The sequence below is a fragment of the Streptomyces sp. NPDC044002 genome (assembly GCF_056434525.1).
In genome coordinates, this window is sequence record NZ_JBWKEZ010000008.1 from 31,925 (window position 1) to 56,807 (window position 24,883).

Consider the following 24,883-nt stretch of genomic DNA (forward strand, 5'->3'; position numbering starts at 1 on the left):
CCCCTAGAGGTGCGTCGGGGCGAACATCTTGAGGGTGGCCGGGAGGACCAGGACCGAGGGGCCGGGGGTCTTCAGGGCGCGGGCGAGGTCCTCGCGGAGGGTGTCCGGGGTGGTGGTGGACGCCGGGACGCCGAAGGAGGCCGCCAGGGCGGTGAAGTCCGGGCGGGTCAGTTCGGTGGCCGTGGTGCGGCCGTCGAAGGAGGCCGTCATGTACTCGCGGAGGATGCCGTAGCCGCCGTCGTCGACGATCAGCCAGGTGACGTCCAGGCCGTGTTCCTTCGCGGTGGCCAGCTCCGCGAGGGAGTACATCGCGCCGCCGTCGCCGGAGACCGCGAGGACCGGGGTGCCGGGCTCGGCGACCGCCGCGCCCAGGGCCGCCGGGAAGGCGTAGCCGAGGCCGCCCGCGCCCTGCGCCGAGTGCATGGTGTTCGGGTGCTTCGGGTCGAACGCGGACCAGGCCCAGTAGGCCAGGATCGTCATGTCCCAGAAGGACGGGGAGCGGGGCGGGAGGGCCTGCCTGATGGAGTCCAGGAGTTCCCGTTCGAGGGTGACGTCCTGCGGGGCGAGGCGGTCCTCGACCGCGGCGAGGAGCGCGCGGACCCGCTCGGGGGCCCCTTCGTCCTCGCGGGGTTCGACCGTCTCCAGGAGTGCCTGGAGGGCGAGGCGGGCGTCGGCGTGGATGCCGAGGGCCGGGTGGTTGGACTCCAGCTTGCCGAGGTCCGCCTCGATCTGGACGACCCGGCCGGTGGGGAAGAACGTGTGGTAGTTCGAGGACAGCTCGCCGAGCCCGGAACCGACCACCAGCAGGACGTCCGCGTCCTCCAGGAAGTCCGTCGTGTGGCGGTCCTCCAGCCAGGAGCGGAGGGACAGCGGGTGGGTCCAGGGGAAGGCGCCCTTGCCGCCGAAGGTGGTGACCACGGGGGCGTTCAGGCGCTCCGCGAGCTGCCGGAGCTTGCCGGCGGCGTCGGCGCGGACCACGCCGCCGCCCGCGATGATCACGGGGCGTTCGGCCTTCGAGAGCCAGTGCGCGGCCAGCGCGGTGAGCTCCGGGCGCGGGGCCAGCTCGTGCGGGGTCGCGTCCATGCCGGTGACCTCGGGGATCAGCGTCCCGGCGCGGAGCACGTCCTCGGGGATCTCCACCCAGACCGGGCCGTGCGGGGCGGTGAGCGCCGACTCCCAGGCCTCGGCGACCACGGAGGGGATCTGGGAGGGGGTGCGGGCGGTGTGGACGGACTTCACCACGTCGCGAAAGGACGCCGACTGGTCCCGCAGCTCGTGCAGGTGACCCCGGCGGCCCCCGCCCAGGCCCGCGGTGGGGACCTGGGAGGAGATCGCGAGGACGGGGGCGGAGGCGGCCGCCGCCTCCGCGAGGGCGGGCAGGGACATCAGCGCCCCGGGCCCGGTGGAGAGCAGCAGCGGCACGGCCTCGCCGGTGAGGCGCCCGTACGCGTCGGCGGCGAAGCCCGCGTTGTTCTCCGTGCGCAGGGTCACCAGGCGCAGGTCGGAGCGGCCGACGGCGTCGAAGAGGCCCAGCGCGTGCTGGCCGGGCAGGCCGAAGACGGTGGTGGCGCCGAGCCCGCGCAGCGTCTCCACGACCAGGTCCCCGCCCGTGCGGCCCGGCGGCGGGGCCAGGGCGGCCGCCGTCTGGGCCTCGGTGGGACGGAGTACCAGGTCGTGGTCGTGCGTCACGGGTGTGTGGTGCCCTTCGTGCTCGGCTGCCGCACCGTCCTCGCCGCCGTGCCGGGGGGTCAGCCCTGGCGGGAGGCGGCGATCTGACGGCTCATGATCGTGGTCAGCTCGTACGCGGTGTGCGAGGCCGCGACCGAGGTGATCTCCGCGTGATCGTACGCCGGGGCGACCTCGACGACGTCGGCCGAAACCAGGTTGCAGGAGGAGAGGCCGCGGATGATCTCCAGCAGCTCGCGGGAGGTCATGCCGCCGGCCTCCGGCGTGCCGGTGCCGGGCGCGTGGGCCGGGTCGAGCACGTCGATGTCGATGGAGATGTACAGCGGGCGGTCGCCGATGCGCTGGCGCAGCTGGTCGGCGACCTCGTCGGCGCCGCGGCGGTAGACGTCGGCGGAGGTGACGATGCCGAAGCCCATCTTGGCGTCGTCGTCGAGGTCCTGCTTGCCGTAGAGCGGGCCGCGGGTACCGACGTGGGACAGCGCCTCGGTGTCGAGGATGCCCTCTTCGACGGCGCGGCGGAACGGGGTGCCGTGGGTGTACTCGGCGCCGAAGTAGGTGTCCCAGGTGTCGAGGTGGGCGTCGAAGTGGAGCAGGGCGACCGGGCCGTGCTTCTTCGCGACCGAGCGCAGCAGGGGGAGGGCGATGGTGTGGTCGCCGCCGAGGGTCATCAGGCGGGAGCCGTTGCCGAGGAGCTCGTCGGCGGCGGCCTCGACCGTCTCGACGGCCTCGTTGATGTTGAAGGGGTTCACCGCGATGTCACCGGCGTCCGCGACCTGCGCGAGGGCGAACGGGGAGGCGTCCTGGGCCGGGTTGTACGGGCGCAGCAGGCGGGAGGCCTCACGGATGGCGTTGCCGCCGAAGCGGGCGCCGGGGCGGTAGGAGACGCCGGAGTCGAAGGGCACGCCGACGACGGCGACGTCGGCGGAGCCGACCTCGTCGAGGCGCGGCAGGCGGGCGAAGGTCGCCGGGCCCGCGTAGCGCGGGATGCGGGAGGAGTCGACGGGGCCGCGCGGCTGCGTGCTCATGGGGGGTGCCCTTCTGGTGGTCCTGCTGGTGCGGTCCTTCGAGCGTAAGCGTGCCGCGCGGGGGTGGGGAGGGTACGTTTCATCCATCTGGCAGCGCTGAAATGTACGGAGTATCCATGGCCGCCGACGTCCCGGTCCCCCCGTCACCCGGCAGCGGGCCGGCCGGGGTGCCCGCTGGTGAGCCGATGACGCCGCCCGTGGGGCTGGCGGGGCTGCTCGCCGAGCGGGGGCTCGGGCTGCGGCACCTCGCGGGTCCGGCGGTGGCGGAGGTGCACGGGGTGCACGCCTCCGAAATGGCGGACCCCTCCCCGTACCTGCTGGGCGGGGAGCTCCTGCTGACGGCCGGGGCCGAGCTGACGGAGGCGGGCGCTGCCGCCTACGTCGGCCGGCTGGCCGGCGCCGGGGCCGCCGCGCTCGGCTTCGGTGTGACCCCGGTACACGAGGTGGTGCCGCCGGGCCTGGCCGAGGCGTGCGAGCGGTACGGGCTCCCGCTGGTCGAGGTCCCGCCCGGGACCCCGTTCACGGCGGTCGCCCGCAGCGTCGGGCGGCTGATGGCGGAGGCGCGCACGCGGGAGCTGCGCCGGGTCGCCGAGGCGCAGCAGGCCCTGGCGGCGGCCGCGGCCCGCCCGGACCCGGTCCCGGCGCTGCTGTCCCGCCTGGCGGCGAGCCTGGGCGGCTGGGCGGCCCTGCTCGACCCGGACACCGACCCGGCGGGAGCCGTCGCCGTCGCCGGGGGCGTTCCCGCCGCGGCGGGCGACGTGGCCCCCGGGGCGGAGGCCGGCGGCCCGCCCGGGAGCGCACAGCCGGCGGAGCCCGCCGCCCGGGGCGCCGGGCCGGCGCCCGCGAGCCCCGGAGCCGCCGGGGCCGCCGGGGTGGCCGGAGCCCGGAACACCGGTACCGCCGGGGCCGTCGGCTCCCCGACCCCTGCCCCGGGCGCCTCAGGGGCCGGGACGGCCGGGGCCGGGCGGGGCACGACCGGGGTCGCCGGCGCCGCCCGGGGCGTCAAAGCCACAGGTCCGGCCGGAGCCGCCGCAGCGCCCACGACCGCCGGAGGCTCCGGCGCCGCCCGGGGCGTCGTCGCGGGCGCAGGGGTGGCGCCCGGCGCCGGGGTACTCGATGCCGTGGCGGCGCTGGCGCGGCGGGTGGCGGCCGGGGCCGCGGTCACCGCCACCGACTCGCTCGGCGCGACGAGCCTGGCCGCGTACGCCGTCGGCGGCGGGCGGGTCCTGGCCCTGGCGACCCCGGGGCGGACCCCCGGCGACCACACCATCGCCTCCATCGCCGCCGTGCTGCTGAGCCTGGTCACCGCGGAGCGTCCCGCCGGGGACGAGGCGGCGGCCCTGACCCGGCTGCTGCTGGACGGGGATCCGGCCGGGGCCCTCGCGCCCGGGCCCTGGTACGCGGTCCACGCCCGCGGCGGCGGCGACCCGGGGGCCCTCGCCGCCGCGCTGGGCACCGTACTGCTGGACCCGCGCGGGGACGGCGTACGCCTGCTCACCGACCGCGAGCCCGGCCCGCAGCCCGGCTGGCGGCTCGGGGTCAGCGCCCCGGCCGCGCCCGGCGCCCTGGCCACCGCCGCGGCGCAGGCCCGCCGCGCCCTCGCCCGGGCCGAGGCGGCGCGGACCCCGCTGTCCCGGCACACGGACCCCGGCTTCGCGGGGCTGGTCGGCGAGGCCGAGGCGCGGGCGCACGCCGAGGCCCTGCTGGAGCCCCTCTCCCCGGCCCTGCGGGACACCCTGCGCGGCTGGCTGGCCCACCACGGCAGCTGGGACCGCAGCGCGGCGGCCCTCGGCGTGCACCGCAACACCGTCCGCCAGCGCGTGGCCCGCTGCGCGGCGCTGCTGGACCGGGACCTCGACGACCCGGACGCCCGGATGGAGCTGTGGTTCGCGCTGCGCCGCCTGCCCTAGGGGGTGTCTTTCGGATCAGGCCGGCGTGGGCGGTGTGCGGACGGTGTGACCGACCCGCTATGGACAGGATCGACAACCCGCCGGTAACTTAGCTATGAGCAAGCGCTTAGACATGGGCGGCGGACCGCCGCGACGAAGGGAGCCGGCCGTGCGCCGTACGGTGTTCAACGAGGACCACGAGGCGTTCCGCGAGACCCTCCGCGCCTTCATCGAGGCCGAGGTCGTCCCCGTCTACGACGAGTGGTTCCAGGCCGGCCAGGCGCCGCGCGACTTCTACTACAAGCTCGGCGAGCTGGGCATCTTCGGCATCAACGTGCCCGAGGAGTTCGGCGGCGCGGGCCTGGACACCCACAAGTTCGAGGCTGTCCTCTACGAAGAGACCTCCCGCGCGGGCGTCAACTTCGGCGGCTCCGGCGTGCACGTGCTGCTCGCCCTGCCCTACATCAAGATGCTCGCCACCGACGAGCAGAAGAAGCGTTTCCTCCCGAACTTCGTCTCCGGTGAGGAGATGTGGGCGCTCGCCATGACCGAGCCGGGCACCGGTTCCGACGTCGCGGGCATGAAGACCACCGCCAAGCTCTCCGAGGACGGCACCCACTACGTCCTCAACGGCTCCAAGACCTTCATCACCGGCGGCGTGCACGCCGACCGCGTGATCGTCTGCGCCCGCACCTCCGCCCCGTCGGCCGACGACCGCCGCTTCGGCATCTCCCTCTTCGCCGTGGACACCAAGTCCGAGGGCTACTCGATCGGCCGCAAGCTCGACAAGCTGGGCCTGAAGACCTCCGACACCGCCGAGCTGGCGTTCGTCGACGTCAAGGTCCCGGTCGAGGACCTGCTCGGCGAGGAGGGCAAGGGCTTCTACTACCTCGGCCACAACCTGGCCTCCGAGCGCTGGGGCATCGCCTTCGGCGCCTACGCCCAGGCCGCCGCGGCCGTCCGGTTCGCCCAGCAGTACGTCACCGACCGCACCGTCTTCGGCAAGCCGGTGGCGCACTTCCAGAACACCAAGTTCGAGCTGGCCGCCTGCCAGGCCGAGGTGGACGCGGCCCAGGCCGTCGCCGACCGCGCCCTGGACGCCCTGGACGCCGGCGAGCTGACCCCGGCCGAGGCCGCCTCCGCGAAGCTCTTCTGCACCGAGGTCGCGCACCGCGTCATCGACCGCTGCCTCCAGCTGCACGGCGGCTACGGCTACATGAACGAGTACCCGATCGCCCGCCTGTACGCCGACAACCGCGTCAACCGCATCTACGGCGGCACCAGCGAGATCATGAAGTCGATCATCGCCAAGTCGATGGGCCTCTAACCCACTTGAACGAGGCACTGGCGGACCTCCTCGATCTGCTCGACCTGGAGCAGATCGAGGAGAACATCTTCCGCGGCACGAGCCGCACCTCCCTGGTGCCGCGCGTGTTCGGCGGCCAGGTCGCGGCCCAGGCGCTGGTCGCGGCCGGCCGCACGGTGCCCGCGGACCGGCTGCCGCACTCGCTCCACTCGTACTTCCTGCGCACCGGCGACTCCGGCGCGCCGATCGTGTACTCCGTGGACCGGATCCGCGACGGGCGGTCCTTCACCACCCGCCGCGTGGTCGCCGTCCAGCACGGACAGCCGATCTTCCACCTCTCCGCGTCCTTCCAGACGTACGAGGAGGGCATGGAGCACCAGGCCGCGATGCCGGCCGCGCCGGACCCCGACTCCCTGCCGACGGCCGCCGAGGCGCTGCCCGCCTACCGGGAGATCTTCCGGGACCCCGGCACGGTCGAGCGGCTGCTGGACGCGCGCGGCGCCGTGGACCTGCGGTACGCGACCACCCCGCCGTGGGGCTCGGTCGGCGAGCCGCTGGAGCCGCGCTCCCAGGTCTGGTTCCGCACCCAGGGCAAGCTCGCGGACGACCCCCTGCTCCACATCTGCCTGGCCACCTACGTGTCCGACATGACCCTGCTGGACTCGGTGCTGCTCGCGCACGGCCGGGGCGGCTGGGCCGTCGGCGACGTGGTCGGCGCCTCCCTGGACCACGCCATGTGGTTCCACCGCCCCTTCCGCGCCGACGAATGGCTCCTGTACGACCAGGAGTCCCCCTCTGCGTCCGCCGGCCGGGGCCTGGGACAGGCCCGCATCTGGACGCAGGACGGCCGCCTGGCGGTCACCGTCATCCAGGAAGGTGTCGTGCGCGTCCCGCGCGGCTGAGCCGACATACCGTCGCCCCATGCCGGTCGAAGCCGATGCCCCGGGTGCGGGGACGGGATCCGAGAGCCTCGCCACGGTGGTCGTCGCCGTGGTCACCAACCTGGCCATCGCCGCCGCGAAGGCCGTCGCCGGGATCGTCAGCGGGTCCAGCGCGATGCTGTCCGAGGCCGCGCACTCGGTGGCCGACACGGTCACCGAGGTGCTGCTGCTGGCCTCCCTGAAACGCAGCGCCCGCCCCGCCGACGAGGCGCACCCGCTGGGGTACGGGCCCGAGCGCTACATCTGGGCGCTCCTCGCCTCGATCGCCACGTTCGCGGGCGGCGCGGTCTTCGCCTTCTACGACGGGATCCACACCCTGGTGCACGGGGAGGATCCCGGCGACCCGGTGTTCTCGTACGCCGTCCTCGCCGTCGCGTTCGTCCTGGAGGGGTACTCGCTGCTGGTGGCCTGGCGGCAGGTGACGGGCGAGGCGGCACGGATGCGGGCGCCGCTGGGGCTGTACGTGAAGCACACCCCCGACACGGCGGTGAAGGCGGTCCTGCTGGAGAACGCCGCCGCGCTGGCCGGCCTCGCGCTGGCGGCGGGCGGGCTGCTGGGGGCGCAGCTGACGGGGTCGGGCGCCTACGACGGGGTGGCCTCGCTGCTGATCGGGGCCCTGCTGGTGGCGGTGGCGTGGGAGCTGGGGCGCTCGAACGCGCAGTACCTGATCGGGCGGCCGCTGCCGGCCGCGATGCGGGCGGAGGTCCGCGAGGAGCTGCTGTCGGTCCCGCACATCGAGGGGGTGCTGGAACTGACCACCCTGGTGCAGGGGCCGGACGAGGTGCTGATCGCGGCGAAGGTGGACTTCCACGACCTGGCGTCGGCCCGGCAGGTGGAGGCGGCCTGCGAGGACGCGGAGGACCAGCTGCGCGAGCGGTGGCCGGCGGTCCGCCGGGTCTACCTGGACCCGACGCCGGCCCCGGTCCCGTCGGCGGAACCTTCGCTACCGCCCGGGGCTGTGCAAGGCTGAACAGGTGAACCTGGAGGACCTCGCCCGGCTGCGCCGGGCCCGCGACCTGATGGACCGCAACTACGCGGAACCGCTCGACGTCACCGCGCTGGCCCAGGTCGCGCTGATGTCGGCGGGGCACTTCTCGCGCAGCTTCCGCGCCGCCTACGGGGAGACCCCGTACAGCTACCTGATGACGCGCCGGATCGAGCGGGCCAAGGCGCTGCTGCGGCGCGGCGACCAGTCGGTGACGGAGGTGTGCTTCGCGGTGGGCTGTACCTCGCTGGGGTCGTTCAGCACGCGGTTCACGGAGCTCGTGGGCGAGAGCCCGAGCGCGTACCGGGCCCGCGACCACGAGGCGGACGCGGCCCTGCCGGCCTGCGTCTCGAAGATCCACACCCGGCCGGTCAGGAACGGCCCCAACGCCGGCTGAGGCTGAGGGCCGCCCGTCAGTCCCACCAGAACGACCAGTGGGACGCGCCCACCAGCGCCTCCGCGGCGTAGTCGCGGACGGTGCCGGAGCCCTGCCAGACGTTGTCGGGGCAGAACGCGAAGTGCTCGGCGGCGACCGGGAGTGCCTCGGCGAGCGTGCGGGGCGGAGGCCGGAGCCGGGACCGGGCCGCGGCCCCACACCGGGGCCGGGACCACGGGCCGGGGCCGGGGCGCGGCACGCCCCCGGGCAGCGGCAGCGGCAGCGGCAGCCGGCCCGTACACCGCCCGGACGGGGCTACAGCAGCCCCGCCGCCGACAGGAGGTACGCCACCATCGGGTCGTAGAAGCGCGGGTCGCGGACGTGGTCGTCCAGGGGGACGGTGACCTGGAGGGTGCCCTCCGCCTCGCCGAGGAAGAGCGCCGGGTCGTTGCAGTCCGCGTACCCCACCGCGTCCAGCCCGCGCTGCGCCGCGCAGCCCGCCCAGCCGTGGTCGGCGACGACCAGGTCCGGCTGCGGGCGGCCCTCCGCGGCGAGGCCGTCCAGGATCGCGGCCATCGGGGCCGGGGAGTGGGTGTGCCACAGGGTCGCGCCCCGCTCCAGCACGGCCACGTCGGCGAACTGCCACACAGAGCCCTCGTCGGCGATCAGGCCGGCCGGGATCCGGACGATCTCGCAGCCCGCGGCGCGCAGCGCGTCGGCGGTGGCGCGGTGGACGTCGAGCAGGCCGCCGGGGTGGCCGGTGGCGAACAGCACGCTGTGCCGGTCGAGGGCCGCCTTGTGCAGCCGGGCCGCCATCCGGTCCAGGCCCGCGACGGTCAGTTCCGGGTCGATGGTGTCCTGGCCGGCGCGGTGGGCCGGGTCGTCGACGACGCCGACGCGCTCGGCCATCACGGCCAGTACGTCCTGCTCGTCGGCCCAGCGGTCGCCGAGCTCCAGGCCGAGCCAGTAGTGCCGGTCGCCGTTGGCGAGTTTGCGGTAGTGGGAGAGGTTGTTCTCGCGCGGAGTGGCGACCTGCCCCGCGATCCGCGTGCGGACCAGGTGGTCGATGAGTTCGGCGCGGCTGGGTACGGGCGTCTCTATCGGCTTCGGCATGCGGCCCATTCTGCCGCCGCCCGCCCGGAGGCGTCCGTTCCGCCAAGTACCTCTCAAGCCGCGCCTCACCCCGACAACGCTCCGAAGGCGCCGTTCGCCAGCCTGCGCAGCAGGGACTCGGTGGCTTCCCGGCCCGGCGCGGCCAGGTGGGGGGTGGAGTTCAGCAGGCCGAAGACGGCGTGCACGGCCACCCGTACCTCCGCCTCGCCGACCTCGGGGTGCAGTTCCCGTACGACCTCGACCCACAGCTCGACGTACTGCCGCTGGAGCTGGCGCACGAGCTTGCGGTCGGCCTCGCGCAGCCGGTCGAGTTCGCGGTCGTGCAGGGTGATCAGCGCACGGTCGTCCAGGGCGAAGTCGATGTGCCCCTCGACGAGGGAGGCGAGGATCGCCTCCGGGTCCCCGGCGGCCTCCTCCACGCGCCGCCGGCCGCCGGTCAGCAGCCGCTCGCTGATGCCGACGAGCAGCTCGGCGAGCATGGCGTCCTTTCCGGCGAAGTGCCGGTAGAGGCCGGGGCCGCTGATGCCGACCGCCGCCCCTATCTCGTCCACGCCGACGCCGTGGAAGCCGCGCTCCGCGAAGAGACGAGCGGCCTCACTGAGGATCTGCTCGCGACGGGTCGGGGTGGCCGCTCTGGTGCTCATGGAAATCCATTCTAGACAGGGCGGTTAGCGCTCGTTAACCTGAAACCCAAACGCGTTAACGGTCATTAACAAAGCGTGCACGAGCAAGGGAGCTCGACCGATGCAGCAGGCACCAGTGCTGACGAGCGCCGCGGACCCGGCGTCCGAGGCCTGGCGGACCAATGAGGCCGCCCACCGCGAACTGGCCGAAGGCCTGCGCGCCCGGCTCGACGCGGCCCGCCTCGGCGGCGGCGAGAAGGCCCGCGCCCGCCACACCGCGCGCGGGAAGCTGCTCCCCCGCGACCGCGTGGACACCCTCCTCGACCCCGGTTCCCCATTCCTGGAGCTGGCCCCGCTGGCCGCCGAGGGCATGTACGGGGGCGCGGCCCCCGCCGCCGGGGTGATCGCGGGCATCGGCCGGGTGAGCGGACGCGAGTGCGTGATCGTCGCGAACGACGCCACCGTCAAGGGCGGCACGTACTACCCGATGACCGTGAAGAAGCACCTGCGCGCCCAGGAGGTGGCCCTGGAGAACCGTCTCCCCTGCCTCTACCTGGTCGACTCCGGCGGCGCCTTCCTCCCCATGCAGGACGAGGTCTTCCCCGACCGGGAGCACTTCGGCCGGATCTTCTACAACCAGGCCCGCATGTCCGGGGCCGGCATCCCGCAGATCGCCGCCGTCCTCGGCTCCTGCACGGCCGGCGGGGCGTACGTGCCGGCGATGAGCGACGAGGCCGTCATCGTCCGCAACCAGGGCACGATCTTCCTCGGCGGCCCGCCGCTGGTGAAGGCCGCCACCGGTGAGGTGGTCACGGCCGAGGAGCTCGGCGGCGGCGAGGTCCACTCCCGCGTCTCCGGCGTCACCGACCACCTCGCGGAGGACGACGCGCACGCGCTGCGGATCGTACGGAACATCGTGGCGACCCTGCCCGCCCGCGGGGCCCTGCCCTGGTCGGTCGAGGCCCCCGAGGAGCCCAAGGTGGACCCGTACGGCCTGTACGGCGCGGTCCCCGTCGACTCCCGCACCCCCTACGACGCCCGCGAGATCATCGCCCGCGTCGTGGACGGCTCCCGCTTCCAGGAGTTCAAGTCGGAGTTCGGGCAGACCCTGGTCACCGGCTTCGCGCGGATCCACGGCCACCCGGTCGGGATCATCGCGAACAACGGCATCCTGTTCGCCGAATCCGCCCAGAAGGGCGCCCACTTCATCGAGCTGTGCGACCAGCGCGGCATCCCGCTGCTCTTCCTCCAGAACATCTCCGGCTTCATGGTCGGCCGCGACTACGAGGCGGGCGGCATCGCCAAGCACGGCGCGAAGATGGTCACCGCGGTGGCCTGCGCCCGGGTCCCGAAGCTGACCGTGGTCGTCGGCGGCAGCTACGGCGCGGGCAACTACTCGATGTGCGGCCGGGCGTACTCGCCGCGCTTCCTGTGGATGTGGCCCAACGCCAAGATCTCGGTGATGGGCGGCGAGCAGGCCGCCTCGGTGCTGGCGACCGTCAAGCGCGACCAAATCGAGGGCGCGGGCCAGGAGTGGCCGGCCGAGGACGAGGAGGCCTTCAAGGCCCCGGTCCGCGCGCAGTACGAGGAGCAGGGCAACGCCTACTACGCCACGGCGCGGCTGTGGGACGACGGGGTCATCGACCCGCTGGAGACCCGGCAGGTGCTGGGACTGGCCCTGACCGCGTGCGCGAACGCCCCCCTGGGCGACTCCGGCTTCGGCATCTTCCGTATGTGACGTGAGTGACGTGAGGACCCCTTCGATGTTCAGCACTGTTCTGGTCGCCAACCGCGGCGAGATCGCGGTACGCGTCATCCGCACCCTGCGGCAGCTCGGCATCCGCTCCGTCGCCGTCTTCAGCGACGCCGACGCCGACGCCCGCCACGTACGGGAGGCCGACACGGCCGTCCGGATCGGCCCGGCGGCCGCCGCCGAGAGCTACCTGTCGGTGGAGCGGCTCCTCGACGCCGCGAAGCGCACCGGCGCCGAGGCCGTCCACCCCGGCTACGGCTTCCTCGCCGAGAACGCGGCCTTCGCGGCGGCCTGCACGGAGGCCGGGCTGGCCTTCATCGGGCCGCCCGCCTCCGCCATCTCCCTGATGGGCGACAAGATCACGGCGAAGGAGACGGTCCGCGCGGCCGGCGTCCCGGTGGTCCCGGGCTCCTCCGGCAGCGGCCTGACGGACGCCGAACTGGCCGCGGCCGCCTCGGAGATCGGCATGCCGGTCCTGCTCAAGCCCTCGGCGGGCGGCGGCGGCAAGGGCATGCGGCTGGTGCGCGACGAGGCGGTGCTCGCCGAGGAGATCGCGGCCGCCCGCCGCGAGGCGAAGTCCTCCTTCGGCGACGACACCCTGCTCGTGGAGCGGTGGATCGACCGGCCCCGGCACATCGAGATCCAGGTGCTGGCCGACGCCCACGGGAACGTGGTGCACCTGGGCGAGCGCGAGTGCTCCCTCCAGCGGCGCCACCAGAAGGTCATCGAGGAGGCCCCCTCGGTCCTGCTGGACGAGAAGACCCGCGCGGCGATGGGCGCGGCGGCCGTGGAGGCCGCGCGCTCCTGCGGGTACGTCGGCGCGGGCACGGTGGAGTTCATCGTCCCGGGCGGGGACCCGTCCTCGTACTACTTCATGGAGATGAACACCCGCCTCCAGGTGGAGCACCCGGTGACCGAACTGGTCACGGGCCTGGACCTGGTGGAGCAGCAGCTGCGGGTCGCCGCCGGCGAGCCCCTGCCCGTCACCCAGGACGGGATCCGGCTGACCGGGCACGCGATCGAGGCCCGCGTCTGCGCCGAGGACCCGGCGCGCGGGTTCCTGCCGTCCGGCGGCACGGTGCTGGCGCTGTCGGAGCCGGAGGGCGGCGCGGTGCGCACCGACTCCGGCCTGACGGCCGGGGTGCCGGTGGGCTCCACGTACGACCCGATGCTGTCGAAGGTCATCGCGTACGGGCCGGACCGTGCCAGTGCCCTGCGGGTGCTGCGGGGTGCCCTGGCGGACACGGTGATCCTGGGTGTCCAGACCAACGCCGGGTTCCTGCGCCGTCTGCTGGCGCACCCGGACGTGGTGTCCGGCGACATGGACACCGGCCTGGTGGAGCGGGACCTGAACGGGCTCCTGCCCGAAGGGGTGCCGCCGGAGGTGTACGCGGCGGCTGCCCTGCTGGCTTCCGTCCCCCACCCCGCCCCTTCCCGAAACCGGGCGCTGCCCGGACCCGCGCCTCAAGCGCCGGCGGGGCTGGATGGGGCCGGCTGGGTCGACCCGTTCGACACGGCGAACGGCTGGCGCCTGGGCGGCACCCCGGCCTGGACGGTGCACCACTTCCGGCTCCCGGGCCAGGACCCGGTGGAGGTCCGCACCCGACTGCGGGGAACCGAGCAGGAGCTCCTGCTTCCCGCAGGCGACGACGACGGGTCGGCAAATCAAGCCCCGCCGGCGATTGAGGCGCGGGGTCTGGGGCGGAGCCCCGGCGACCCGGCCCTGGGCCGGATCGTGGCCCGCACCGCCGACACCGTCACCCTCGAACTGGACGGCGTCACCCACCGCTTCAGCCACGCCACCTCCCCGGACGGGGTCTGGCTCGGCCGCGACGGCGACAGCTGGCACGTCCAGCACCACGACCCCGTCACGGCGAAGGGCGCGGCCAGCACAGGCGCCGACACCCTCGCCGCCCCCATGCCCGGCACCGTCACCGTCGTCAAGGTGGCCGTCGGCGACAAGGTCACGGCCGGGCAGAGCCTGCTGGTCGTCGAGGCGATGAAGATGGAGCACGTCATCTCCGCCCCGCACGCCGGCACCGTCACCGAACTCGACGTCACCCCGGGCACCACCGTGGCCATGGACCAGGTCCTGGCCGTGGTGACCGCCGACGAAGCGGAGGAGGCCTCGTGAACGGGCTGCCCATGACCGTCCCGGCCCCCGCCGGGCTCCCGCCCCGCGTCCGCATCCACGAGGTCGGCGCGCGCGACGGGCTGCAGAACGAGAAGACGGCCGTACCGACCGCGGTGAAGGCCGAGTTCGTCCACCGGCTCGCCGCCGCCGGCCTGACCACCATCGAGGCCACGAGCTTCGTCCACCCCAAGTGGGTCCCCCAGCTCGCCGACGCCGAGCAGCTCTTCCCCCTCCTCTCCGACGTGGACGCGGCGCTCCCGGTCCTGGTCCCGAACGAACGCGGCCTGGACCGGGCGCTCGCCCTCGGGGCCACCCGCATCGCCGTGTTCGGTTCGGCCACGGAGACCTTCGCCGCCCGCAACCTGAACCGGACCGTCGCCGAGTCCCTCGCCATGTTCGAGCCCGTCGTGGCCCGCGCCAAGGCCGGGAAGGCCCATGTGCGGGGCTACCTCTCGATGTGCTTCGGGGACCCCTGGGAGGGGGCCGTCCCGGTCCACCAGGTGGTCCGCGTCGCGAAGGCCCTGCTGGACCTCGGCTGTGACGAGCTGAGCCTCGGCGACACCATCGGCGTCGCCACCCCCGGCCACGTGCAGGCCCTGCTGTCCGAGCTGAACGCCGCGGGCGTGGGGACCGACCGGATCGGCGTGCACTTCCACGACACCTACGGCCAGGCGCTCTCCAACACCCTCGCCGCGCTCCAGCACGGCGTGACCACGGTCGACGCGTCCGCGGGCGGCCTCGGCGGCTGCCCGTACGCGAAGAGCGCCACCGGCAACCTCGCCACCGAAGACCTGGTGTGGATGCTCGACGGCCTCGGCATCGAGACCGGGGTCGACCTGGCCGCCCTCACCGCCACGAGCGTGTGGATGGCCGAACAGCTGGGTCGTCCCAGCCCCTCCCGTACCGTCCGCGCCCTCTCCCACAAGGAGTAGTCACACCATGTCCCTCGACCACCGGCTCACCCCCGAGCACGAGGAACTCCGCCGCACCGTCGAGGCGTTCGCGCACGACGTGGTCGCGCCGAAGATCGGCGACCTGTACGAGCGGCACGAGTTCCCCTACGAGATCGTCCGCGAGATGGGCCGCATGGGCCTGTTCGGCCTGCCGTTCCCGGAGGAGTACGGCGGCATGGGCGGCGACTACCTCGCCCTCGGCATCGCCTTGGAGGAGCTGGCCCGCGTCGACTCCTCGGTCGCCATCACCCTGGAGGCGGGTGTCTCCCTGGGCGCCATGCCCCTGTACCTGTTCGGCACGGAGGAGCAGAAGCAGCAGTGGCTGCCGAAGCTGTGCTCGGGCGAGGTGCTCGGCGCGTTCGGCCTGACCGAGCCCGGCGCGGGCAGTGACGCGGGCGGCACCCGCACCACCGCCGTGCGCGACGGCGACGAGTGGGTGATCAACGGCTCGAAGTGCTTCATCACCAACTCCGGTACGGACATCACGGGCCTGGTCACCGTCACGGCCGTGACGGGCCGCAAGGCGGACGGCCGCCCGGAGATCTCCTCGATCATCGTCCCGTCCGGCACCCCCGGCTTCACGGTGGCAGCTCCGTACTCCAAGGTCGGCTGGAACTCCTCCGACACACGCGAGCTGTCCTTCGACGACGTGCGGGTGCCGCTCGCCAACCTGGTGGGCCAGGAGGGCCGCGGCTACGCCCAGTTCCTGCGGATCCTCGACGAGGGCCGCATCGCCATCGCGGCCCTGGCCACGGGGCTCGCGCAGGGCTGCGTCGACGAGTCGGTGAAGTACGCCAAGGAGCGGCAGGCCTTCGGGAAGCCGATCGGCGACAACCAGGCCATCCAGTTCAAGCTGGCCGACATGGAGACGCGCGCCCACATGGCCCGCATCGGCTGGCGCGACGCGGCCTCCCGGCTGGTGCACGGGGAGCCGTTCAAGAAGGAGGCGGCCATCGCGAAGCTGTACTCCTCGACGGTCGCGGTCGACAACGCCCGGGACGCCACGCAGATCCACGGCGGCTACGGCTTCATGAACGAGTACCCCGTGGCCCGTATGTGGCGCGACTCCAAGATCCTGGAGATCGGCGAGGGCACGAGCGAGGTGCAGCGCATGCTGATCGCCCGTGAACTGGGCTTCGCCGGCTGACGGAACGCCCGCGCCGCGCGTGGGAACGACGAGGGGACCCGAAAAAAATTAGGGTCCCCTTACCGTTTTCGGCCAAGGTTAGGCTAACCTTCCCACCGAACGGCCTCGGGTCCCCCGGCCGCCCCTGCACGTACGAAAGCGGACTTCGCCATGCCCAAGCCCAGCTCCACGTTCCTCTCCCGCCGCGGTCTCGTCGCCGCCGGCGGCGCCCTCGGCCTCGTCGCGGCTCTCACCGCGTGCGGCGGCAGCGACAAGGCGAAGGACGCTGAGGGCGGCAAGGGCGGCACGGCCGCCGCCTCGGGCGCGTGGAGCTTCAAGGACGACCTCGGCAAGGACCCGATCACCGCGAAGTCCACGCCGAAGAACATCGTGGCCTACACCGGCACCGCCGCCGCGCTGTACGACTACGGCGTGCAGGTCAAGGGCGTCTTCGGCCCGACCAAGCTGGCCGACGGCAAGGCCGACCCGATGGCCGGCTCGATGGACATCTCCAAGGTCGAGATCCTCGGCAACGTCTACGACGAGTTCAACGTCGAGAAGTACGCCTCCCTCAAGCCCGAGCTGCTCGCCACCAACACCTGGGACGGCACGTACTGGTACGTCCCCGAGGCCTCCAAGGACAAGATCCTGAAGCTGGCCCCGGCCGCCGCGATCGGCGTGGGCGACAAGGTCTCCATGGACAAGGCCCTGGAGCGCACGGCGGACCTCGCCAAGTCCCTCGGCGCCGACCTGAACTCGAAGAAGGCCGCCGACGCCAAGGCCCGCTTCGACGCCGCCTCCGCCAAGGTCCGCGAGGCCGTCAAGGCCAACCCGGGCATCAAGGTGCTCGTCGGCTCCGGCGCCGACCAGCTCTTCTACGTCTCCACCCCGAAGACCTCGGCCGACCTGAAGTACTTCGAGTCCCTGGGCGTCGAGTTCGTCTCCCCCGAGCAGGACAAGCTGGACCCGCAGGGCTTCTACGAGAGCCTGAGCTGGGAGAACGCCGGCAAGTACAAGGCCGACGTCGTCCTGCTCGACAACCGCACCCAGGCCCTGCAGCCCGAGGCCCTGAAGGCCAAGCCGACCTGGAACGAGCTGCCCGCCGTCAAGGCCGGCCAGGTCGCCCCGCGCGTGACCGAGCCGATCTACTCGTACGAGAAGTGCGCGCAGATCCTCGAGGACCTCGCCAAGACCATCCAGAACGCCAAGAAGGTCTCCTGACCCTCTTCCGCCGGTCCTGAAGGCCGGGCCGCGGGCCACCGCCCGCGGCCCGGCCTCCGGCACTGACCGCCCGGCACTGACCGCCCGGCACCACACCCGCCGCCGGCGCCCATTCGAATCCCAGGGGGGACTCGCGCATGACCGCCACCGCGTCCGAGGCCGAACAGGCCGTGGCGCACTTCCGCTTCTTCACGATGGAAGTGCTGCGCACGCGCCGCCTCGGCCACTCGTTCCTGCGCGTCACCTTCGGCGGTGAGTCCCTGGCGGACTTCAGATCCGGCGGGTACGACCAGAGCCTCTCGCTCTTCCTGCCGCCCGCGCACGTCGAGCACACCGAGCTGCCCTCCACCGACGAGGACACCTGGTTCGGGGCCTGGCGCGCGATGCCGGACGAGGACCGCCCGGTGATGCGCTCGTACACCGTGCGCGAGCAGCGGCGTACGGACGAGGGCGTGGACGAGGTCGACATCGACTTCGTCCTGCACGGGGACGCCTCCCCCGCCTCCCGCTGGGCGGGCCGGGCCGTCACCGGCCGCCGGATCATGGCGATCGGGCCTGCCGTCGCGGAGAACAAGTCCGTGCGCTTCCAGCCCCCGGCCGCCACCGGCGCCTTCCTGATGTACGCGGACGAGACGGCCCTGCCCGCCGCCGCCGCGATCCTGGACCGGCTCCCGGCCGGGGCGAAGGTCAGGGCCTGGTTCGAGGTCCCGCACGCGGACGACCGGCTGGCCCTGCGCACCGACGCCGACGCGGACATCACCTGGATCGTGCGCGAGAAGGGCGCGCCCGGCCCCGACCGGGCGGGCCGCGTGGTGGAGGAGATCCGCGCTGCGGAACTCCCCGCCGCCGAAGCCCCGTACGCCTGGCTGGCGGGCGAAGCGGGCACGATCCGCGCGGTACGCCGCCACCTGGTGCAGGAACGTTCCATCGACCGGCGCGCGGTGCGCTTCACCGGTTACTGGCGGCTCGGCGCGAGCGAGGAGCAGCTGCTCGCCGAGGCGTACGCGGGCAAGGCCCCGAGCGAGGACCCGGCGTCCGAGCTCTAGCCACAACGGCCGTGCGGTGCACGGAATTTCACACGGGAGGCCCCGGCATTCGCCGGGGCCTCCCGCATTTGTGATCAAAGTAAGGTTAGGCTAACCTAACTCTCACACCCCAAGCCTCACCCATCCCCCCGCTCCCCCCTGCCCTGCCCGGAGGAAAGTTGATGCGCTCGCATCTGCTGAACGAGACGACCGCGGACCTCTACCGGCGTTCCGTCACCGAGGGCGTCGACCGCGTCGCCGCCAAACTCGCCACGACCGAGCGGCCCCACACCGGCATATCCGTCGACGAACTCGCCCCGGTCATCAACGGGATCGACCTCGACAAGCCGCTCGGTGACGCCACCGCCGCCCTCGACGAGCTGGAGGACGTCTACCTCCGCGACGCCGTCTACTTCCACCACCCGCGCTACCTGGGCCACCTCAACTGCCCGGTGGTCATCCCCGCGGTGGTCGGCGAAGCGGTCCTGTCGGCCGTCAACTCCTCCCTCGACACCTGGGACCAGTCCATCGGCGGCACGCTCATCGAGCGCCGCCTGATCGAGTGGACCGCCCGCCGCATCGGCCTCGGTGAGGGCGCCGACGGCATCTTCACCTCCGGCGGCAGCCAGTCGAACTTCCACGCCCTGCTCCTCGCCCGCGACGAGGCCTGCCGGACCGTGATGAAGCGCGCCCTCGACGCCGGCACCGAGCTCACCAAGGACGAACTGCTGCCGAAGCTGCGCATCTTCACCTCCGAGGCCAGCCACTTCAGCGTCCAGAAGTCCGCCGCCATGCTGGGCCTCGGCTACGAGGCCGTCATCTCCGTGCCGGTCGACCGCAACCGCCGCATGGACACCTCGGTCCTGGCCCTGGAGCTGGAGAGCTGCGCCGCCGAGGGCCTCTTCCCGATGGCCGTCGTCGCCACCGCCGGCACCACCGACTTCGGGTCCATCGACCCGCTCCCCGAGATCGCCCGCCTGGCCGACGAGCACTCCGCGTGGATGCACGTGGACGCCGCCTACGGCTGCGGGCTGCTGGTCTCCCCCACCCGCCGGCACCTGCTCGACGGCATCGAGAAGGCCGACTCGGTCACGGTCGACTACCACAAGTCGTTCTTCCAGCCCGTGAGCTCCAGCGCGATGCTGGTCCGCGACCGCGACACCCTCAAGCACGCCACGTACCACGCGGACTACCTCAACCCGCGCCGCATGGCCGAGGAGCGCATCCCGAACCAGGTCGACAAGTCCATCCAGACCACGCGCCGCTTCGACGCCCTCAAGCTCTGGATGACCCTGCGCATCATGGGCGCCGACGGCGTCGGCTCCCTCTTCGACCAGGTCGTCGACCTCGCCGCCGCCGGCTACGAGGTCATCGCGGCCGACCCGCGCTTCGAGGTCGTCGTCGAGCCGCAGATCTCCACCCTCGTCTTCCGCTACCTGCCCGCCGGCGAGACCCGCGCCGACCTCGTGGACGAGGCCCAGCTGCACGCCCGCAAGGCCCTGTTCGCCTCCGGTGAGGCCGTCGTCGCCGGCACCAAGGTGGACGGGAAGCAGTACCTGAAGTTCACCCTCCTCAACCCGCAGACCACGACGGCCGACATCGCGGCCGTCCTCGACCTCCTCGCCGCACACGCCGAGCAGTTCCTGGGAGAATCCCTTGCCGTCCACCGCTAAGCCCCACGACTTCATCGGCATCGGCCTGGGCCCCTTCAACCTGGGACTCGCCTGCCTGACCGCGCCGATCGACGAGCTCGACGGTCTGTTCATCGAGTCGAAGCCGCACTTCGAGTGGCACGCCGGGATGTTCCTGGACGGCGCGCACCTGCAGACGCCGTTCATGTCGGACCTGGTCACCCTCGCCGACCCGACCTCGCCCTTCTCCTTCCTGAACTACCTGAAGGACAAGGACCGGCTGTACTCCTTCTACATCCGGGAGAACTTCTACCCGCTGCGCGCCGAGTACAACGACTACTGCCGCTGGGCCGCCGACCGGCTCGACAACGTCCTGTACTCCACCTCCGTCACCGAGGTGACGTACGACGAGGCCGCCGGCGTGTACGAGGTCCACACCGACCGCGGCGAGACCCACCGGGCCCGCCGCCTGGTCCTGGGCACCGGCACCCCGCCGCACGTCCCGGCGTCCTGCGAGAACCTCGGCGGGGACTTCCTGCACAACTCCTCGTACATGCAGCACAAGGAGTCCCTCCAGAAGAAGAAGTCGATCACCCTGATCGGCTCGGGCCAGAGCGCCGCCGAGATCTACTACGACCTCCTCGCCGAGATCGACGTACACGGCTACCAGCTCAACTGGGTGACCCGCTCCCCGCGCTTCTTCCCGCTGGAGTACACCAAGCTCACCCTGGAGATGACCTCCCCGGAGTACGTGGACTACTTCCACGCCCTCCCCGAGGAGACCCGCTACCGGCTGGAGAGCCAGCAGAAGAACCTCTTCAAGGGCATCGACGGCGACCTCATCAACGCCATCTTCGACCTGCTCTACCAGAAGAAGATCACCATGCCGGGCGCGGTCCCCACGACCCTGCTCACCAACACCTCCCTGAACAGCACGGCGTACGACACCACCACGGGCACGTACACCCTGGGCCTGCGCCAGGAGGAGCAGGAACGTGACTTCGCCCTCAGCACCGAGGGCCTGGTCCTGGCCACGGGCTACAAGTACGTGGCGCCGGAGTTCCTCACCCCCATCCACGACCGCCTGAACTTCGACGGCCACGGCCGCCTCGACGCCGGCCGCAACTACGCCGTCGACGTCACCGGCCGCGGGGTGTACCTCCAGAACGGCACCACCCACAACCACTCCCTCACCTCGCCCGACCTGGGCATGGCCGCGTACCGCAACGCGTACATCGTCGGTGAGCTGCTCGGCCGCGAGTACTACAAGGTCGAGAAGTCCATCGCGTTCCAGCAGTTCGCGGCCCCGGAAGGCATCCACGCATGAGCACCACCCCTGAACTCCTCTTCGCCCGCACCGACGCGGCCCTCGGGACCTTCTCCCTCCGTCCCCTGGACCCCTTCTCGGACGCGGAACTCCTGCACGGCTGGGTGACGCACCCGAAAGCCGCGTTCTGGATGATGCAGGAAGCCTCCCTCACCGAGGTCGAGCGCGAGTACGTGCGCATCACCGCGCACGAGCACCACCACGCCTTCATCGGCCTCCACGAGGGCCGCCCCGCCTTCCTGATGGAGAGCTACGACCCCTCGGAGCTGGAGCTGGTCGGCCTGTACGACGCGCAGCCCGGCGACGTCGGCATGCACTTCCTGGTGGCCCCCTCGGACACCCCCATATCCGGCTTCACCCGCGCGGTGATCACCACCGTCATGGCCTCCCTCTTCGCCGACCCGGCGACGGAGCGCGTGGTCGTCGAGCCGGACGTCCGCAACAAGGCCGTCCACGCCCTGAACGAGGCGGTCGGCTTCGTCCCCGAGGGCCCGGTCCGGAAGCCGGAGAAGGAAGCCCTGCTCAGCTTCTGCACCCGCGCCCAGTTCGAGGCGGCCACCGCCCTCACGACGGGAGTCCCGGCATGAGCCTCGCCGACGCCGTCTCCCACCTCTCCCCCGAGCTGTGGGCCCGCGCGAACCGCGCCCTGGTCCGCAAGGCCCTCGCGGAGTTCTCCCACGAGCGCCTGCTGACGCCGAAGGAGCTGGAACCGGGCCTCTACTCGGTGCTCAGCGACGACGGCACGGTCGAGTACCGCTTCCGCTCGGCCCTGCACGCCCTGGACCACTGGGCGGTGGACGAGGAGTCCATCACCCGCCACGGCAACGGCACCGAGCTCCCGCTCGACGCCCTGGACTTCCACATCGAACTCCAGCAGACCCTGGGGCTGAGCGCGGAGGTCCTGCCGGTCTACCTGGAGGAGATCTCCTCCACCCTGGCCGGCACGGGCTACAAATACACCAAGCCCCAGCTCAGCTCGTCCACCCTCGCGAAGTCCACCTTCCAGGACATCGAGACGGGCATGACCGAGGGCCACCCCTGCTTCGTCGCCAACAACGGCCGGCTGGGCTTCGGCGTGCACGAGTACCTCTCGTACGCCCCGGAGACGGCGAGCCCGGTCCACCTGGTGTGGGTCGCCGCCCGCAAGGACGTCTCCACCTTCACGGCGGGCGCGGGCCTGGACCACGACACGTTCATGCGGGAGGAGCTGGGCGAGGACGCCCTCACCCTCTTCGCGGCGAAGATGACCTCCCTGGGCCTGGACCTGGCGGACTACCACCTCCTGCCCATCCACCCCTGGCAGTGGTGGAACAAGACCACGGTCACCTTCGCGGCCGAGATCGCCAACCGCCGCCTGGTGCTGCTGGGCGAAGGCTCCGACGCCTACCTCGCGCAGCAGTCGATCCGTACCTTCTTCAACACCACCACCCCGACGAAGCACTACGTCAAGACGGCCATCTCCGTCCTCAACATGGGCTTCATGCGCGGCCTGTCCGCCGCCTACATGGAGGCCACCCCAGCCATCAACGACTGGCTGCACCAACTGATCGAATCCGATTCGGTCCTCCAGTCGGTCGACTTCTCGATCATCCGCGAGCGCGCGGCGATCGGCTACCACCACCGCCAGTACGAGCGCGCGACGGACCGCTACTCGCCGTACCGCAAGATGCTGGCCGCCCTGTGGCGCGAGTCGCCGGTGAACTCCCTGCGCGACGGCGAGCGCCTGGCCACGATGGCCTCGCTGCTCCACGTGGACGCGGACGGCAAGTCCTTCGTCGGCGCCCTCATCGCCGAATCGGGCCTCACACCGGCCGAATGGCTGAAGCCCTACCTCCGCGCCTACCTGCTCCCCCTCCTGCACTGCTTCTACCGATACGACCTCGCCTACATGCCGCACGGCGAGAACACCATCCTGGTGATCAAGGACGGCGTGGTGCAGCGGGCGATCTTCAAGGACATCGCCGAAGAGATCGTCATCATGAGCCCGGACGCGGTCCTGCCCCCGGAGGTCGATCGCATCCGCGCCGACATCCCGGAGGACATGAAGCTCCTGTCGATCTTCACGGACGTCTTCGACTGCTTCTTCCGCTTCCTGGGTTCGATCCTGGTCTCGGAAGGCATCTGCGAGGAGTCGGTCTTCTGGCAGGCCGTGGCCGACTGCGCCCACGACTACCAGGACTCGGCGCCCGCCCTGGCGGACCGCTTCGCGCAGTACGACCTGTTCGCGGAGGAGTTCCAGCTGTCCTGCCTGAACCGCCTCCAGCTGCGCAACAACAAGCAGATGGTCGACCTCGCCGACCCGGCGGCGGCCCTCCAGCTGATCGGCACCCTCAAGAACCCCGTCGCGCCCTTCGCGCGGCGGTGAACAAAGAGGGGCGGGCGCGGCTTCGATACGGTCCCTCGAACCCGCGCCCGCTCCTCCACCCCTCAGCCCCGACGTCGGGGCCGCGAAGCCCAAGGCCCTCTTCGCGGCCCCGACGTCGTGCCGTCCCCGGACGGCCTCAGCGGTAGCGGACGACCCGGACCCCGGACTCCCGGAACCCGTCGAGGCTCTTGAGCTCCTCCGCCGAACCGTCCACGAGCCCCACGAAGCCGGCCTCGGAACGCAGACCGGTGAGCAGCAGACCGGTGGACTCCCGCCCCCGCCCGTCCAGCCGGCGCACCCACACCAGGGCGCGGCCCCCGGCCGGCAGGGCCGCGAGCGCCTGGACGGAGGCGGCGACCGTCGGGAACTCGGACACCTGCATGACGGGCCCCAGCTGCGCCATCGTCGAGGCGAACCAGTCGGCCTTCCCCGGCTCCGGCGTGGGCCCGCCCGCCTCACCCCGGTCCCAGCGGGCGAAGAACCCCCACGGGTCGGAGTTGGGCAGCAGGAACGGCGCCCCCGGCCCCTTCGGCACCACCAGCGCGGCGTCGAGCATCGCGTGCCGCCAGTCCCCCGTCCGCAGCGCGGCGGTGGTCTGGCAGGCGAACAGCCACCCCCGGGCCGTCTCGTCCGCCGCATCCGGAGCCACCAGCTCGACGGGCTCCCCGTACGTCTGCCCCAGCCACGCCTCGGCCTTCGCCCGCGCCGCCTCCAGCCCGTCGGCTGCAGGAACTTCTTCGAGCTTCACCTGGGCGAATACGAGCTCCAGCACGCCCTCGGTCTCCAGCCGCGCCAGACCGCCGGTCATTCCGTCAAGGAATACGGCTTCGCCGTCGCTGTTGTGCACATGGATCAGATGTCCGCTGGCCTCGGCTCCACCGATCGTCCTGCGAACCCAGACGATGCCCTGGGTGCCCGGCCCGCTTTCCCGGACTCGCCGGATGACCTCGCTCCAACTCGCGCAGCGCATCTGCTCCGCAGTGGGAAAGTAGCGCCGGAGAAGCAGCTCCCACCAGCCCGGGGCCTCGTGCGCCGGTTGCCAGGGCAACGGCATCGTGGGCGCCCCGGCGATCGCAGAGGCCACAGACACCACGCACCCGCGCGAGTTCAGGCGCCGCGCCTGCGTTCCCGGGTCCGGTGCGTGCCGAGTGCGGGTATACGCCGTGGCGTCGCCCCACGGGTCGTCCGCCGCCGGATGAAACGGGAGCCCTCCGTCCTTGGGCACCACCAAGGACGCGGCCAGCATCGGGGTCCGAGGATATCCAGGCTGCGCAACGGTCCGACAGGAGAACAACCACGTCCCGGCATCCTCCGCCACCGGATTCGGCTCTGCCAGCTCGACAAGCCCTCGGTACGTGCCGAAGAGCCATTGCAGCGCGGCGCCCTGAGGCTCGATCATCAGCC

20 protein-coding genes and 2 pseudogenes are annotated in these 24,883 nt (G+C 72.4%); 15 read left to right on the forward strand and 7 right to left on the reverse strand.

Going from position 1 to position 24,883, the window contains the following annotated elements; genetic code table 11:
- Positions 1–3 precede the first annotated feature (3 nt).
- Complete coding sequence (locus AC07A6_RS08415) at positions 4–1,689, reverse strand: thiamine pyrophosphate-binding protein (RefSeq protein ID WP_362461698.1); 1,686 nt, start codon at positions 1,687–1,689, stop codon at positions 4–6.
- A 59-nt stretch (positions 1,690–1,748) separates the two neighbouring features.
- On the reverse strand, positions 1,749–2,711 hold the full coding sequence (gene speB / locus AC07A6_RS08420) for an agmatinase (protein WP_007264163.1): 963 nt from the start codon (positions 2,709–2,711) through the stop codon (positions 1,749–1,751).
- A 116-nt stretch (positions 2,712–2,827) separates the two neighbouring features.
- Between speB and AC07A6_RS08425 the strand changes: the two genes are divergently transcribed.
- The 5 genes from AC07A6_RS08425 to AC07A6_RS08445 all read left to right on the forward strand — a co-directional run bounded on the left by AC07A6_RS08425 (position 2,828) and on the right by AC07A6_RS08445 (position 8,229).
- A complete protein-coding gene (locus AC07A6_RS08425) occupies positions 2,828–4,621 on the forward strand; it encodes a PucR family transcriptional regulator (protein ID WP_478776543.1) in 1,794 nt (597 codons plus the stop codon).
- A gap of 148 nt (positions 4,622–4,769) precedes the next feature.
- On the forward strand, positions 4,770–5,927 hold the full coding sequence (locus AC07A6_RS08430; protein ID WP_362461704.1) for an acyl-CoA dehydrogenase family protein: 1,158 nt from the start codon (positions 4,770–4,772) through the stop codon (positions 5,925–5,927).
- 5 nt (positions 5,928–5,932) lie between these two features.
- On the forward strand, positions 5,933–6,808 hold the full coding sequence (gene tesB, locus AC07A6_RS08435) for an acyl-CoA thioesterase II (protein WP_478776544.1): 876 nt from the start codon (positions 5,933–5,935) through the stop codon (positions 6,806–6,808).
- Positions 6,809–6,827: 19 nt separating this feature from the next.
- On the forward strand, positions 6,828–7,817 hold the full coding sequence (locus AC07A6_RS08440; protein WP_478776545.1) for a cation diffusion facilitator family transporter: 990 nt from the start codon (positions 6,828–6,830) through the stop codon (positions 7,815–7,817).
- A 4-nt stretch (positions 7,818–7,821) separates the two neighbouring features.
- Entirely contained in the window at positions 7,822–8,229 is a 408-nt protein-coding gene (locus AC07A6_RS08445) for a helix-turn-helix transcriptional regulator (protein ID WP_362461713.1), read from the forward strand.
- Positions 8,230–8,245: 16 nt separating this feature from the next.
- Here the strand turns inward: AC07A6_RS08445 and AC07A6_RS08450 are convergent.
- The 3 genes and pseudogenes from AC07A6_RS08450 to AC07A6_RS08460 all read right to left on the reverse strand — a co-directional run.
- A pseudogene (locus AC07A6_RS08450) lies at positions 8,246–8,395 on the reverse strand (DUF4253 domain-containing protein); the annotation flags it as partial.
- 128 nt (positions 8,396–8,523) lie between these two features.
- The gene (locus tag AC07A6_RS08455) at positions 8,524–9,330 is read right to left on the reverse strand and encodes a phosphatase (protein ID WP_478776546.1); all 807 of its coding nucleotides are present in this window, start codon (positions 9,328–9,330) and stop codon (positions 8,524–8,526) included.
- Between the two features lie 56 nt (positions 9,331–9,386).
- Positions 9,387–9,965, reverse strand: a complete 579-nt coding sequence (locus AC07A6_RS08460) for an SACE_7040 family transcriptional regulator (protein ID WP_007264172.1) — start codon at positions 9,963–9,965, stop codon at positions 9,387–9,389.
- Positions 9,966–10,065: 100 nt separating this feature from the next.
- Here AC07A6_RS08460 and AC07A6_RS08465 point away from each other — a divergent pair, with 100 nt between their 5' ends.
- The 10 genes from AC07A6_RS08465 (at position 10,066) to AC07A6_RS08510 (ending at position 23,479) form a co-directional block, all read left to right on the forward strand.
- Positions 10,066–11,682, forward strand: coding sequence for a carboxyl transferase domain-containing protein (locus AC07A6_RS08465; RefSeq protein ID WP_007264173.1), 1,617 nt, complete (start codon positions 10,066–10,068; stop codon positions 11,680–11,682).
- Between the two features lie 25 nt (positions 11,683–11,707).
- Positions 11,708–13,831 carry an acetyl/propionyl/methylcrotonyl-CoA carboxylase subunit alpha gene (locus tag AC07A6_RS08470; protein WP_478776547.1) on the forward strand — a complete coding sequence of 708 codons (2,124 nt, stop codon included), beginning with the start codon at positions 11,708–11,710 and terminating at the stop codon, positions 13,829–13,831.
- Between the two features lie 11 nt (positions 13,832–13,842).
- Positions 13,843–14,763 (forward strand): hydroxymethylglutaryl-CoA lyase, encoded by a 921-nt coding sequence (locus tag AC07A6_RS08475; RefSeq protein WP_362461886.1) that lies wholly within the window; start codon positions 13,843–13,845, stop codon positions 14,761–14,763.
- Positions 14,764–14,770: 7 nt separating this feature from the next.
- The gene (locus AC07A6_RS08480; protein WP_125817256.1) at positions 14,771–15,931 is read left to right on the forward strand and encodes an acyl-CoA dehydrogenase family protein; all 1,161 of its coding nucleotides are present in this window, start codon (positions 14,771–14,773) and stop codon (positions 15,929–15,931) included.
- A gap of 150 nt (positions 15,932–16,081) precedes the next feature.
- Positions 16,082–17,131 (forward strand): ABC transporter substrate-binding protein, encoded by a 1,050-nt coding sequence (locus AC07A6_RS08485; protein WP_386270550.1) that lies wholly within the window; start codon positions 16,082–16,084, stop codon positions 17,129–17,131.
- Positions 17,132–17,268: 137 nt separating this feature from the next.
- Positions 17,269–18,177 (forward strand): siderophore-interacting protein, encoded by a 909-nt coding sequence (locus AC07A6_RS08490; protein ID WP_386270551.1) that lies wholly within the window; start codon positions 17,269–17,271, stop codon positions 18,175–18,177.
- 161 nt (positions 18,178–18,338) lie between these two features.
- Entirely contained in the window at positions 18,339–19,829 is a 1,491-nt protein-coding gene (locus AC07A6_RS08495) for a pyridoxal phosphate-dependent decarboxylase family protein (RefSeq protein ID WP_478776548.1), read from the forward strand.
- Complete coding sequence (locus tag AC07A6_RS08500; protein WP_478776549.1) at positions 19,813–21,114, forward strand: lysine N(6)-hydroxylase/L-ornithine N(5)-oxygenase family protein; 1,302 nt, start codon at positions 19,813–19,815, stop codon at positions 21,112–21,114. The genes AC07A6_RS08495 and AC07A6_RS08500 overlap by 17 nt, the downstream gene beginning before the upstream one ends.
- On the forward strand, positions 21,111–21,701 hold the full coding sequence (locus AC07A6_RS08505) for a GNAT family N-acetyltransferase (RefSeq protein WP_362461739.1): 591 nt from the start codon (positions 21,111–21,113) through the stop codon (positions 21,699–21,701). The genes AC07A6_RS08500 and AC07A6_RS08505 overlap by 4 nt, the downstream gene beginning before the upstream one ends.
- Positions 21,698–23,479, forward strand: coding sequence for an IucA/IucC family protein (locus tag AC07A6_RS08510; RefSeq protein ID WP_478776550.1), 1,782 nt, complete (start codon positions 21,698–21,700; stop codon positions 23,477–23,479). The genes AC07A6_RS08505 and AC07A6_RS08510 overlap by 4 nt, the downstream gene beginning before the upstream one ends.
- A gap of 136 nt (positions 23,480–23,615) precedes the next feature.
- Here the strand turns inward: AC07A6_RS08510 and AC07A6_RS08515 are convergent, their stop codons facing one another.
- Positions 23,616–24,287 (reverse strand): YrhB family protein, encoded by a 672-nt coding sequence (locus AC07A6_RS08515; RefSeq protein WP_478776638.1) that lies wholly within the window; start codon positions 24,285–24,287, stop codon positions 23,616–23,618.
- A gap of 3 nt (positions 24,288–24,290) precedes the next feature.
- Positions 24,291–24,878 (reverse strand): annotated as a pseudogene (locus tag AC07A6_RS08520) (toxin glutamine deamidase domain-containing protein); the annotation flags it as partial.
- Positions 24,879–24,883 lie beyond the last annotated feature (5 nt).

Coding starts and splice junctions, on each gene's coding strand:
- AC07A6_RS08510 (WP_478776550.1), top strand. CDS start 21,698: ATGAGCCTCGCCGACGCCGTCTCCCACCTCTCCCCCGAGCTGTGGGCC.
- AC07A6_RS08480 (WP_125817256.1), top strand. CDS start 14,771: ATGTCCCTCGACCACCGGCTCACCCCCGAGCACGAGGAACTCCGCCGC.
- speB (WP_007264163.1), bottom strand. CDS start 2,711: ATGAGCACGCAGCCGCGCGGCCCCGTCGACTCCTCCCGCATCCCGCGC.
- AC07A6_RS08465 (WP_007264173.1), top strand. CDS start 10,066: ATGCAGCAGGCACCAGTGCTGACGAGCGCCGCGGACCCGGCGTCCGAG.
- AC07A6_RS08470 (WP_478776547.1), top strand. CDS start 11,708: ATGTTCAGCACTGTTCTGGTCGCCAACCGCGGCGAGATCGCGGTACGC.
- AC07A6_RS08515 (WP_478776638.1), bottom strand. CDS start 24,287: ATGACCGGCGGTCTGGCGCGGCTGGAGACCGAGGGCGTGCTGGAGCTC.
- AC07A6_RS08440 (WP_478776545.1), top strand. CDS start 6,828: ATGCCGGTCGAAGCCGATGCCCCGGGTGCGGGGACGGGATCCGAGAGC.
- AC07A6_RS08490 (WP_386270551.1), top strand. CDS start 17,269: ATGACCGCCACCGCGTCCGAGGCCGAACAGGCCGTGGCGCACTTCCGC.
- AC07A6_RS08495 (WP_478776548.1), top strand. CDS start 18,339: ATGCGCTCGCATCTGCTGAACGAGACGACCGCGGACCTCTACCGGCGT.
- AC07A6_RS08460 (WP_007264172.1), bottom strand. CDS start 9,965: ATGAGCACCAGAGCGGCCACCCCGACCCGTCGCGAGCAGATCCTCAGT.
- AC07A6_RS08505 (WP_362461739.1), top strand. CDS start 21,111: ATGAGCACCACCCCTGAACTCCTCTTCGCCCGCACCGACGCGGCCCTC.
- AC07A6_RS08485 (WP_386270550.1), top strand. CDS start 16,082: ATGCCCAAGCCCAGCTCCACGTTCCTCTCCCGCCGCGGTCTCGTCGCC.
- AC07A6_RS08455 (WP_478776546.1), bottom strand. CDS start 9,330: ATGGGCCGCATGCCGAAGCCGATAGAGACGCCCGTACCCAGCCGCGCC.
- AC07A6_RS08425 (WP_478776543.1), top strand. CDS start 2,828: ATGGCCGCCGACGTCCCGGTCCCCCCGTCACCCGGCAGCGGGCCGGCC.
- AC07A6_RS08475 (WP_362461886.1), top strand. CDS start 13,843: ATGACCGTCCCGGCCCCCGCCGGGCTCCCGCCCCGCGTCCGCATCCAC.